The organism is Modestobacter muralis (assembly GCF_010682105.1).
Taxonomy (GTDB): Bacteria; Actinomycetota; Actinomycetes; order Mycobacteriales; family Geodermatophilaceae; genus Modestobacter; species Modestobacter muralis.
This window is the reverse complement of sequence record NZ_JAAGWH010000042.1, coordinates 1-10,489: the sequence shown is the minus strand read 5'-3', so window position 1 is coordinate 10,489 and position 10,489 is coordinate 1. Positions and strand designations below refer to the sequence as shown.

Here is a 10,489-nt window from a genome sequence, read left to right as displayed (position 1 = left end):
GGTCGAGAAGTTCGACTACACCAAGGGCTTCAAGTTCTCGACCTACGCGACGTGGTGGATCCGCCAGGCGATCACCCGCGCGATGGCCGACCAGGCGCGCACCATCCGCATCCCGGTGCACATGGTCGAGGTCATCAACAAGCTCGGCCGCATCCAGCGCGAGATGCTCCAGGAGCTGGGCCGCGAGCCCACCCCCGAGGAGCTCGCGAAGGAGATGGACCTGACCCCGGAGAAGGTGCTGGAGATCCAGCGCTACGCCCGGGAGCCGATCAGCCTGGACCAGACCATCGGCGACGAGGGCGACAGCCAGCTCGGTGACTTCATCGAGGACTCCGAGGCCGTCGTGGCCGTCGACGCGGTCAGCTTCGCGTTCCTCCAGGACCAGCTCAAGAGCGTGCTGGAGACCCTGTCCGAGCGGGAGGCCGGCGTCGTCCGGCTGCGCTTCGGCCTCACCGACGGCCAGCCGCGCACCCTCGACGAGATCGGCCAGGTCTACGGCGTGACCCGCGAGCGGATCCGGCAGATCGAGTCCAAGACGATGTCCAAGCTGCGCCACCCGAGCCGCTCGCAGGTCCTGCGCGACTACCTCGACTGAACGACGTCCCCCGCGCCCGCCGGCACGGGGGACCGTCAGGCGAGTACCGCGGGCCGCCAGCCCCTGAGGGAGCTGACGAGGGCGATCGCCTCGGCGGCGTGCAGGTCGGCGACGGTGAGGACGCGCTCGGTGAGCACGCCGTCGGCCAGCAGCCGCCCGCGGGCGACGCCGGGCAGGCAGCCGGACGACGTCGGCGGGGTCCACCAGCGCCCGGCCAGCCGGACGGCGAGGGTCGCGATCGTCGTCTCGGTGACCTCGCCGCGGTCGTTGACCAGCACCACGTCGTCCGCGTCGGGGTGCCGCGCCGCCGCCTGCTCGTAGACCTCCCGGCGGGTGGTCTTGTGGTGCAGCCAGACCTCGCCGGGGGACACCGGGGTGGCGTCGACCGCCAGCTGCACCGGGCGGTCGGGGGCGGCGGGTGCGTCGGCCACCGTCACCTGCACGGCCCCGGACCGGTCGGTGGTCACCCGGACGCGGGTGGGGGCGTCGCGTCCGGCGACAGCAGCGGCCACCGCCGTCCGGACCCGGGCCGGGTCGAGGGCGAAGCCGAAGTACGCCGCGGAGTCGGCCAGCCGGGCCAGGTGCCGGTCCAGGTCGCGCGGCCCCTCCGCAGGTGACCAGAAGAGCGTCTCCAGCAGCTCGTGGTCCCCGGCCCCGGCGCGCAGGACGGCGGCCTTGGTGAGCAGCTCGGCCCGCTCGGCGTCCGGGCGGGAGTCCCAGGTGATGCCGCCGCCGGCGCCGTAGACCGCGGTCCCGGTCGCCCGGTCGACCACGGCGGTGCGGATCGCGACGCTGAACCGCGCCCGGAACGCCGACCCGGGTGGGGCGACCAGCCCGATCGCGCCGCAGTAGACCCCGCGCGGGGTGGGCTCCAGGTCGTGGATCAGCCGCATGGTGCGCGCCTTGGGGGCGCCGGTGACCGAGCCGCAGGGGAACAGCGCCCGCAGCACGTCGACCAGCCCGACGTCCGGGCGCAGCCGCGCGGTGACCTCGCTGGTCAGCTGCCACACCGTCGGGTAGCGCTCCAGGCTGAACAGCTCGGGCACCTCGACGCTGCCGGGGCGGGCGACCCGGCCCAGGTCGTTGCGCAGCAGGTCGACGATCATCAGGTTCTCGGCCTGCTCCTTCACCGAGGCCCGCAGCGCGGCGGCCCGGTCGGCGTCCTCGGCGGTGGTGGCCCCGCGCGGGGCGGTGCCCTTCATCGGCCGGGTGCGGACCACGTCGCCGGTCCACTCGAGGAACAGCTCTGGGCTGGCGCTGGCCACGACGGTCGCGTCGAGGTCCAGGCAGGCGTTGTACGCACCCCGCTGGGCCAGCGCCAGGGCGGCGTAGAGCGCCGCGGGATCGGTCACGCCGGTCGTCCGCAGCCGGTCGGTGAGGTTGCACTGGTAGGTCTCACCGGCGGCGATGTGCGCCCGGACGGCGTCGACGGCGGCCGCGTGCTCGGCGTCGGTCCAGTCCGGGGTCCACGCCGGGCCGGGTGCCCGCCCGGACGGGGTCAGCGGGGCGGTGGGCTCGGGTGGGCCGCCGATCCCGAACCACACCAGTGGGCCGCCGTCCGGCTGGGCGGTGACCAGGCCGGGGTCCAGACCGCCGGCGGCCTCGTAGGCGAGGAACCCGAACGCCCACTCGCCGGCCGCCGTGGCCGCCTCGACCTCGGCCAGCACCGGCACGACGTCCTCGCGGCGGTACGCGACGACGACCCGGCGCGGTGGCGGGCAGCGCAGCGCCGTGCCGGTCGTCAGGTCGTCGAAGCGGGCCCCTCCCGCGGCATCGGTCATCATCGCCAGCCTGCCCGACGACGTCCGACGGTTCCGCCCGGCCCCGGCGGGGCACGGGTGCCCCGTGGCCAACCGACCTGCGCCGAGTCCCGGCGTCCCGCCCACCTACGTCGACGGCACCGGCTTGTGGGTGGACTCCCGGCTGCGCGCCCGCGTCCAGCGCGAGGGCGAGGCGCCGATCCTGCGACGGCTGGGCGGGGACGTGTCCGGGGGGCGCGTGCTCGAGGTGGGCACCGGACGCCGCGGCACCGGGCTCCGGCTGGCGGTGGAGCTCTTCGGCGCCGCGCACGCGGACGGCGTCGAGCTCTACGGCCCGAGCGTGCGGGCCACCCGGGAGGCGGTGCGCGACCTCGGTGACCGGGTCGACGTGCAGGCCGGTGACGCCACCGCGCTGCCCGCCGCCGACGGCACCTACGACGCGGTCTTCGCCTACCACGTGCTGCACCACGCGGTGGCCTGGCGCGAGGTCGTCGCCGAGGCCGCCCGGGTGCTGCGCCCGGGCGGGCGCTTCTACTCCTGCGAGATGACCGCCCACTTCGTCGACAGCCGGCCGCTGCGGGCCGTCGCCTTCCACCCCGCCGATGGCGACCGGCCCACGTCCGCCACGATCGGGTCGGCCTGCCGGGCCGCCGGGCTGACCGTGGTCGGGCAGGAGGAGCGGCTCCTGGGCTGCTGGACCGGCCTCGTCGCCCGCAAGCCGTGAGCGCGGTCGCCGACGCCCTGGCCCTGCTGCGCCGCCACTGGCGTGTGGCCTACCTGGTCTCGCTGACCGCCACGCTGGTCAACCTGGTGCCCGACGTGCTGCGTCAGGTGCTGGTGTGGGACGACCCGCGGCTGGTGTCGGCGCTGGCCGTCGACGCCGTGGGCTTCGGCACCGGGGTGCTGGCCCAGCTGTGGGTGACCGGCGCGCTGGCCGGCCTGCCGGCGGGAGAGCGGCCGGTGCGGTCCGGTGCCCTGGGTCGCGGCACCGGGCTGGCCCTGCGCGCCGTCCGGCAGGCGCCGGGCACGGTGCTGGTCGGGGTTCTGCTCGGCGGTGCGGTGTCCGCGCTGCTGACGATCCCCGCGTCGGTCGCCGCGATCGGGTTTGACCGGGTGCTCGGCCCGCTGGACTCCCCGGGCGTGGGGGCGTTCGCGGTGGCCACGCTCAGCGACGTGGTGGCCACCGCGGTCACGCTGCCGTTCCTGGCGCTGGTCGTGGTGCTCGTCGCCGGCCGGCGCCGGTTGACCGCTCCCGCGGCCGGGCAGTAGGTCGGCATGGCCGAGGAATGGGACATCACCCGCAAGACAGTCGGGACCGTGTCGATCTGGCTGGGGACGGCGGCGCTGTTCGTGCCGCGCGCCCTGCCGAGACTGCTCGGGCTGGACGAGGAGGCCACCCGCACCGACGTCGCCCTACCGCTGCTGGTACGGCTGATCGCCGCCCGCAACATCGCCATGGGGGCGGCGCTCCTGGTCACCCCGGCACCGCAGGCGCGGCGCACCACCGAGGTGACGCTGCTGCTCACCGCGCTCGACGCGGCCGCGGTGCTGGTCGCCCGCGGCGGCGGTGACGTGGCCCGCCGCAGCGCGGGCCTGTCGCTGGCCGTGCTGTCGACGTCGGCCGCCGGCGCCGTTCGCTGGCACCGTCGCTGAACCTGCACCACCCCATCGACCACGCAGCTCGAGAAGAGGGACGCATGGACACCAACAGCAAGGACGACGGCCCCGGCCGCATCCCCAAGAACCGCGCGCGGGTGCTGATCATCGGCACCTTCGTGCTGATGATCATCATCGTGTTCACGTTCATGATCCTGGTCGGCACGAACATGTGACCCCGCGCCCGGCGGTGCTCCGGATGGCGATCGTGGCCGCGGTGGGCGAGTTCAATGACGGGTGACCTCAGCCCACCGGCAGGCGGCCGACCCGCGGCTGCCAGCCGGACGGCGGGTCCTCACCGACCAGGCCGTCGACGGCCTCCCGGAGCAGGTCGGCGTGCCCGGTGTGTCGGCCGTACTCCTCGACGAGGTCGCACAGCAGCCGGCGCAGGCTGGCGTGTCCGCCGTCCGGACCGGTGAGGTCCACGGGCTGGTCGAGGCCGCCGGCGCTCAGCGCGACGTCCACGCGGGCGCGGGAGCGGGCGACGGCGTCGTCCCAGTAGGCGTACAGCTGCTCGGGGGAGTCCTCGGCGGCGGAGGTGAACGCCCAGTCGTCACCGCCGGCCCACACCGACTCCCACGGCTCACCGATCCGCGCCCCGCTCAGCCGCCTGGTGGAGACGTCGTCCTCGACGCTGGCCAGGTGCTTGAGCAGCCCGCCGAGCGTGAGCGCGGACGCGCCGATGCGGGTCTGCAGCCCGGCGGCGTCCAGGTCGGCGGCCTTCCACCGGAAGGTGGTGCGCAGCCGGCCCAGCATGCCGAGCAGGTGCTCGGCGTCGGTGCCGGCGAAGGGCGGTTCCCAGGGAGGCAGCTCCGTCATGCCGGGCACCGTAGGGGCCGGGTGCGACATCCGGGGCACGCGCGGTCGCGGGTTTGCCGGGCACCTCCCGGCGGGCACCGCGCCGACCATGGACGCACAGGTGACCCTGACCGTCGACGGGACGCGGCACCAGCTGCCGGTCGACACCCGCACGACGCTGCTGGACCTGATGCGCGAACGGCTGGGCAACACCAGCCCGAAGAAGGGCTGCGACCACGGCCAGTGCGGCGCCTGCACGGTGCTGCTGGACGGTCAGCGGCAGCTGCCCTGCCTGGCCCTGGCCGTCGCCCACGACGGCGCGGAGATCGTCACCGCCGACGGGCTGGCCCCGGCCGGGGAGCTGCACCCGGTGCAGCAGGCGTTCCTGGACGCCGACGCCTTCCAGTGCGGCTACTGCACCCCGGGGCAGGTCTGCTCCGCCGTCGGGGTGATCGAGGAGGCGGGCCGCGGCTGGCCGAGCCACGCCACCGCCGACGTCACCGCCGAGCTGAGCCCGGAGCAGGCGCTGACCCACGACGAGGTCGCCGAGCGGATGAGCGGCAACCTCTGCCGCTGCGCCGCCTACGTCAACATCGTGCCCGCCGTGCAGCAGGCCGCCGGGGTGCAGGCGTGAAGCCCTTCGCCTACGCCCGCCCGGCCGACGTGGCCGAGGCGGTGCGGGACGTGGCCGCCGAGCCCAACGCCGTCTTCCTCGCCGGCGGCACCAACCTCGTCGACCACCTCAAGCTCGGCGTCGCCCGCCCCGACCTGGTCGTCGACGTCCGCACCCTCACCTCCGCCGACGTCAGCGACCTCCCCGACGGCGGGCTGCGGCTGGGCGCGGCATCGACCAACAGCGAGGTGGCCGCCGACCGGCGGGTGCGCGAGCGCTACCCGGTGCTCGCCCAGGCCCTGCTGGCCGGGGCGACCGGGCAGCTGCGCAACACCGCCACCACCGGCGGCAACCCGCTGCAGCGCACCCGGTGCGTCTACTTCGCCGACGTCACGACCCCGTGCAACAAGCGCGAGCCGGGCAGCGGCTGCAGCGCGGTGGGCGGCTACACCCGCTACCACGCCGTGCTCGGGACGACGGCCGCGCTGCCGGACCCCACGGCGCCGGAGACCTGCATCGCCACCCACCCCTCCGACATGGCCGTGGCGCTGGCCGCCCTGGACGCGCAGGTGCAGGTGCTCGGGCCGGCCGGGGAGCGCACGATCCCGTTCACCGAGCTGCACCGGCTGCCCGGCGACGACCCGTCGCGGGACACGGTGCTGGAGCACGGTGAGCTGATCACCGCCATCGACCTGCCCCCGTTGCCGGCCGGCACCCGGTCGGCCTACCGCAAGGTGCGCGACCGGGCCTCCTACGCCTACGCGCTGGTCAGCGTCGCCGCCGTGCTGCCACCGGGCGGTGACGTCCGGATCGCGCTGGGCAGCGTGGCGCACCGGCCGTGGCGGGCCACCCGCGCCGAGGAGCTGCTGCGCGGGGCCGAGCTCACCGACCACTCCGTCCGCGCCGCGATGGACGCCGAGCTCGCCGGCGCCCAGCCGCAGCCCGGCCTCGGCGGCGGCAACGGCTTCAAGATCCCGCTGGTCAACCGCACGGTGGTCGCCACCCTGCGCGCGCTCACCTCGGAGGCCTCCGCATGACCGATCTCCTCACACCCCGCGCGATCGGGCAGTCCCTGGTCCGCCGGGACGGCGTGGACAAGGTGCGCGGCACCGCGACCTACGCCTTCGAGACCGACGTCGAGCACCCGGCGTACTGCCACCCGGTGCAGGCCACGATCGCCCTGGGCCGGGTGACCGCGATGGACACCGCCGCGGCCGAGGCCCTCGACGGGGTGCTGGCGGTGCTCACCCCGTTCAACGCCGAGCGGCTCGCCTCGACCGAGGACGCCGAGTACGCCGTCCTCCAGTCGACCGAGGTCGCCTTCCGTGGGCAGCTGATCGGGCTGGTCGTCGCTGAGACCTCCGAGCTGGCCCGGGAGGTCGCCGACGGGATCACCGTGACCTACGCCGAGCAGCCGCACGACAGTGAGCTGCGCACCGACCACCCGGGCCTCTACGCACCCGAGCAGGTCAACGCCGGGCACCCCACCGACACCGCCGAGGGTGACGTCGACGCCGCGATGGCCGCGGCCGAGGTGACGGTCGACCACACCTACGAGACCCAGATGCTGCACAACAACCCGATCGAGCCGCACGCCACCACCGCGCTGTGGGAGGACGGGTCCCTGACCCTGTGGGACTCCACCCAGGGCGTGCACCCCGACCGGGCCGCGGTCTGCGAGGTGTTCGGCCTGGACGAGGAGCGGGTGCGGGTCGTCTGCCCCTACGTCGGCGGCGGCTTCGGCTCCAAGGGCAACCCGCACGCCAACGTCATGCTGGTGACGATGGCCGCCCGGGCGCTGCCCGGCCGCCCGGTGAAGCTCGCGCTCACCCGCCAGCAGATGTTCTTCCTCACCGGCTACCGGACGCCGACGATCCAGCGGATGCAGCTGGGCGCCGACCGCCGCGGCCGGCTGTCCGCGATCGCCATCGACGTCGTCGAGCAGACGTCGAAGATCAAGGAGTTCGCGGAGCAGACCGGCGTCCCGGCCCGGATGATGTACGCCTCGCCCAACCGGCGGACCACCCACCGGCTCGCGCCGCTGGACGTGCCGATCCCCTCGTGGATGCGGGCACCGGGGGAGTGCCCGGGCATGTTCGGCCCCGAGGTGGCCATGGACGAGCTCGCCGAGGCCCTGGGCATGGACCCCGTGCAGCTGCGGATCGCCAACGAGCCCGACGTCGACCCCGACACCGGGAAGCCCTGGTCGAGCCGGCACCTGGTCGAGTGCCTGCGCGAGGGGGCCCAGCGCTTCGGCTGGGACTCCCGCGGCCCGGGCCGGCGCCGCGAGGGCGACTGGCTGGTCGGCCACGGCATGGCCTCCTCGGTGTACCCGACCATGCGGCAAGCCACGTCGACGGCGTCGATCCGCTTCTCCGGCGGCCGGTACGTCGCCGAGATCGGCGCTGCGGACCTGGGCACCGGCGCGTGGACCGTCCTGCCGCAGATCGCCGCCGACGCGCTCGGGGTGGACGTCGCCGACGTCGACGTCGCGATCGGGGACACCCGGTACCCGACCGCCTCGGTCGCCGGCGGTTCGTCGGGCACCAACACCTGGGGCTCGGCGATCGTGCAGGCGGCGCGGGAGTTCCGCGGGAAGTACGGCACCGACCCCCAGGACGGCGACGAGGCCAGCGGGGACGTCGACCAGGCGGCCATGGACGACGCGCACGCCGCCTACGCCTTCGGCGCGCAGTTCGCCGAGGCCCGGGTCAACGCCGACACCGGCGAGATCCGGGTCCCGCGGCTGATCGGCGTCTTCGCGGCGGGCCGCATCATCAACCCGCGCACCGCCCGGTCGCAGCTGATCGGCGGGATGACCATGGGGCTGTCCATGGCGCTGCACGAGGACAGCGTCTTCGACACCCGGATCGGGCAGGTCGCCAACCACGACCTCGCCGACTACCACATCACGGTCAACGCCGACGTCGGCGAGATCGAGGCCCACTGGCTGGACGAGCACGACCCGTACGTCAACGTCATGGGCGCCAAGGGGATCGGCGAGATCGGCATCACCGGGACGGCGGCCGCGGTGGTCAACGCCGTCCACCACGCCACCGGCGTCCGGGTGCGCAGCCTGCCGGTGACGCTGGACAAGGTGCTGGCCGGGCTCGACTGAGCTCCCGGCCGTCGGGTGGCCGGTGTGTGGTCGTGCGCGACCGGGTAGGCCACCGCCGGAACCGGACCGGTACCGCGCCTACGCGCGCCGGACGTCTGAGAACCCGAGGAGACCCCGTGGCCTTGACATACCCCACCCTGCCCGGCGACATCGACCACCTGATCGCCGACGACCACGCGGTCGTCGAGCGGCAGTTCCAGCACCTGGAGGCCCACCGCGGCAACCGCCGCGTGCTGGTCGACCAGATCTCCACCGAGCTGTCGATGCACGCCTTCGCCGAGGAGACCGTCCTCTACCCGATCTGGAAGGAGATCGGGATGGAGGAGGAGAACCACGACGCGACCGGTGAGCACCAGCAGATCAAGGACCTGCTGGTCACCCTGGGCGACACCCAGCCCGGTGAGCCGGCGTTCGAGACGGCGCTGACCCAGCTGATGGGCGTCGTCCGCCACCACGTGGCCGACGAGGAGGGCACCGAGCTGCCCGAGTTCCGGTCCAAGGTGGGGGCTGCGCGGATGGCCTCCCTCGGCGAGGACTTCCTCACCGCCAAGCGCCGCGGCCCCACGAACCCGCACCCCGCTGCCCCGAACGGCGGCCTCAAGGAGAAGATCGCCGGTGCCCTGGCCGCGCCGGTCGACCTCATCCGGGACCGCCTCTCGGGCGCGGACGCCGAGGCCGCCACCGACGCCAGCGGACTGCTCAACCCGCAGGCGCAGGCCATCGTCGACGCGCACGCCTCGCTGCGCCCGCTGCCGTTCGAGACGCTGACGCCGAAGGAGGCGCGCAAGCAGCCCGGCCCGGACGACGCGGTCAAGAAGGTCATGGCCGACCGCGGCCTGGAGGGCCCCGAGCCCGTCGGCTCCGTGCAGGACCTGTCGATCCCGGATGGTGCGGGCGGCACCCAGACGCTGCGCGTCTACACCCCGGCGAACCCGGCCGTGGGCCGGCTGCCGGTGATCATGTGGGTCCACGGCGGTGGCTGGGTGCTGTTCGACATCGACACCTACGACGCCTCGTGCCGCGCCCTGTCCAACAAGACCGGCGCGATCATCGTCTCGCCGGACTACCGGCGGGCGCCGGAGGCGGTCTTCCCCGCCTCGCACGACGACGTCATCACCGCCTGGCGATGGCTGGTGCTCAACGCCGCCGAGATGGGCGGGGACCCGGCGCGGATGGCGATCGGCGGGGAGTCGGTCGGCGGGAACATGGCTGCGGCCACCAGCCTGCAGCTGGCCCAGGCCGACGAGCCGATGCCGCGCGCGCAGGTGCTGGTCTACCCGCTGACCACCGGTGAGCAGTTCGGCGAGTCGATGGAGGACGCCGCCGACGGCCGCCCGCTCAACCGGCCGCTGCTGTCCTGGATGGCGCTGCACGCCTTCCAGGGCAAGCCCGAGGCCGCCAGCGACCCGCGGATCGCGCTGCTGGACTGGACGCCGGAGCAGCGCGCGGTCATGCCGCCCACGCTGGTCATCACCGACGAGCGCGACGTGCTGCGCAGCCAGGGCCAGCAGTTCGCCACCGACCTGGAGGCGGCCGGGGTGGCGACCACCCACCGCTACTTCCCGGGCGTCATGCACGAGTTCTTCGGCGCCTCGGCCGTGCTGGACGAGGCAGAGCAGGCCCAGCAGGACGCCGCGGCGCACTTCCGGGCGGCGTTCGACCGGCCCGCCGCCGCAGCGGTGTGACCCGCCGCCGGCCCCCGCGCACCGCGGGGGCCGGCGAGCTCCCGACCACGAACGGCCCTCCCGGGCACGACCTGCGAGAGGGCAGCGTTGACCAGCACCACGCACGATCGGCAGGACACGTCCGCGGGCGCCGACCCGAAGCGCTGGAAGGCGCTGTGGGTGACGCTGGTCGTGGGCTTCATGTCCCTGCTCGACGTCAGCATCGTCTCGGTCGCTCTGCCCTCCCTGCAGCAGAGCCTGGGTGCGTCGCCGGCGACCGTGCAG

General features: G+C 74.5%; 11 protein-coding genes. 9 read left to right on the top strand and 2 right to left on the bottom strand.

The window, feature by feature from the left end:
- Positions 1-595: RNA polymerase sigma factor (locus tag GCU67_RS15270; protein ID WP_163612082.1), on the top strand; the 595-nt coding region annotated here is incomplete at its 5' end.
- Between the two features lie 35 nt (positions 596-630).
- Here the strand turns inward: GCU67_RS15270 and pabB are convergent.
- Positions 631-2,376, bottom strand: a complete 1,746-nt coding sequence (pabB, locus tag GCU67_RS15265; RefSeq protein WP_163612081.1) for an aminodeoxychorismate synthase component I — start codon at positions 2,374-2,376, stop codon at positions 631-633.
- Positions 2,377-2,440: 64 nt separating this feature from the next.
- On the opposite strand from pabB, the gene GCU67_RS15260 reads away from it, so the two are divergent.
- From GCU67_RS15260 to GCU67_RS22515, 4 genes are read left to right on the top strand one after another with little or no spacing between them, the layout of a single operon-like run.
- Positions 2,441-3,079 (top strand): methyltransferase domain-containing protein, encoded by a 639-nt coding sequence (locus tag GCU67_RS15260; protein ID WP_163612080.1) that lies wholly within the window; start codon positions 2,441-2,443, stop codon positions 3,077-3,079.
- Positions 3,076-3,624 (top strand): hypothetical protein, encoded by a 549-nt coding sequence (locus GCU67_RS15255; protein ID WP_163612079.1) that lies wholly within the window; start codon positions 3,076-3,078, stop codon positions 3,622-3,624. The genes GCU67_RS15260 and GCU67_RS15255 overlap by 4 nt, the downstream gene beginning before the upstream one ends.
- 6 nt (positions 3,625-3,630) lie before the next feature.
- On the top strand, positions 3,631-4,008 hold the full coding sequence (locus tag GCU67_RS15250) for a DUF4267 domain-containing protein (protein ID WP_163612078.1): 378 nt from the start codon (positions 3,631-3,633) through the stop codon (positions 4,006-4,008).
- A 44-nt stretch (positions 4,009-4,052) separates the two neighbouring features.
- Complete coding sequence (locus GCU67_RS22515) at positions 4,053-4,187, top strand: hypothetical protein (protein ID WP_276508575.1); 135 nt, start codon at positions 4,053-4,055, stop codon at positions 4,185-4,187.
- 67 nt (positions 4,188-4,254) lie between these two features.
- Here GCU67_RS22515 and GCU67_RS15245 read toward each other — a convergent pair whose 3' ends face one another.
- Positions 4,255-4,830, bottom strand: coding sequence for a mycothiol transferase (locus GCU67_RS15245; RefSeq protein WP_163612077.1), 576 nt, complete (start codon positions 4,828-4,830; stop codon positions 4,255-4,257).
- An 88-nt stretch (positions 4,831-4,918) separates the two neighbouring features.
- Between GCU67_RS15245 and GCU67_RS15240 the strand changes: the two genes are divergently transcribed.
- The 4 genes from GCU67_RS15240 to GCU67_RS15225 all read left to right on the top strand — a co-directional run bounded on the left by GCU67_RS15240 (position 4,919) and on the right by GCU67_RS15225 (position 10,225).
- Positions 4,919-5,443: a 2Fe-2S iron-sulfur cluster-binding protein gene (locus GCU67_RS15240; RefSeq protein WP_163612076.1), complete on the top strand. Its 525-nt coding sequence runs from the start codon at positions 4,919-4,921 to the stop codon at positions 5,441-5,443.
- Positions 5,440-6,459 (top strand): FAD binding domain-containing protein, encoded by a 1,020-nt coding sequence (locus GCU67_RS15235; RefSeq protein ID WP_163612075.1) that lies wholly within the window; start codon positions 5,440-5,442, stop codon positions 6,457-6,459. Before GCU67_RS15240 ends, GCU67_RS15235 begins: the two co-directional genes overlap by 4 nt.
- Positions 6,456-8,540: a xanthine dehydrogenase family protein molybdopterin-binding subunit gene (locus tag GCU67_RS15230; protein ID WP_163612074.1), complete on the top strand. Its 2,085-nt coding sequence runs from the start codon at positions 6,456-6,458 to the stop codon at positions 8,538-8,540. The genes GCU67_RS15235 and GCU67_RS15230 overlap by 4 nt, the downstream gene beginning before the upstream one ends.
- Positions 8,541-8,656: 116 nt before the next feature.
- A complete protein-coding gene (locus tag GCU67_RS15225) occupies positions 8,657-10,225 on the top strand; it encodes an alpha/beta hydrolase fold domain-containing protein (protein ID WP_163612073.1) in 1,569 nt (522 codons plus the stop codon).
- The last annotated feature ends 264 nt before the right edge of the window (positions 10,226-10,489 follow it).

Coding starts and splice junctions, on each gene's coding strand:
- pabB (WP_163612081.1), bottom strand. CDS start 2,376: ATGACCGATGCCGCGGGAGGGGCCCGCTTCGACGACCTGACGACCGGC.
- GCU67_RS15250 (WP_163612078.1), top strand. CDS start 3,631: ATGGCCGAGGAATGGGACATCACCCGCAAGACAGTCGGGACCGTGTCG.
- GCU67_RS22515 (WP_276508575.1), top strand. CDS start 4,053: ATGGACACCAACAGCAAGGACGACGGCCCCGGCCGCATCCCCAAGAAC.
- GCU67_RS15245 (WP_163612077.1), bottom strand. CDS start 4,830: ATGACGGAGCTGCCTCCCTGGGAACCGCCCTTCGCCGGCACCGACGCC.
- GCU67_RS15240 (WP_163612076.1), top strand. CDS start 4,919: ATGGACGCACAGGTGACCCTGACCGTCGACGGGACGCGGCACCAGCTG.
- GCU67_RS15230 (WP_163612074.1), top strand. CDS start 6,456: ATGACCGATCTCCTCACACCCCGCGCGATCGGGCAGTCCCTGGTCCGC.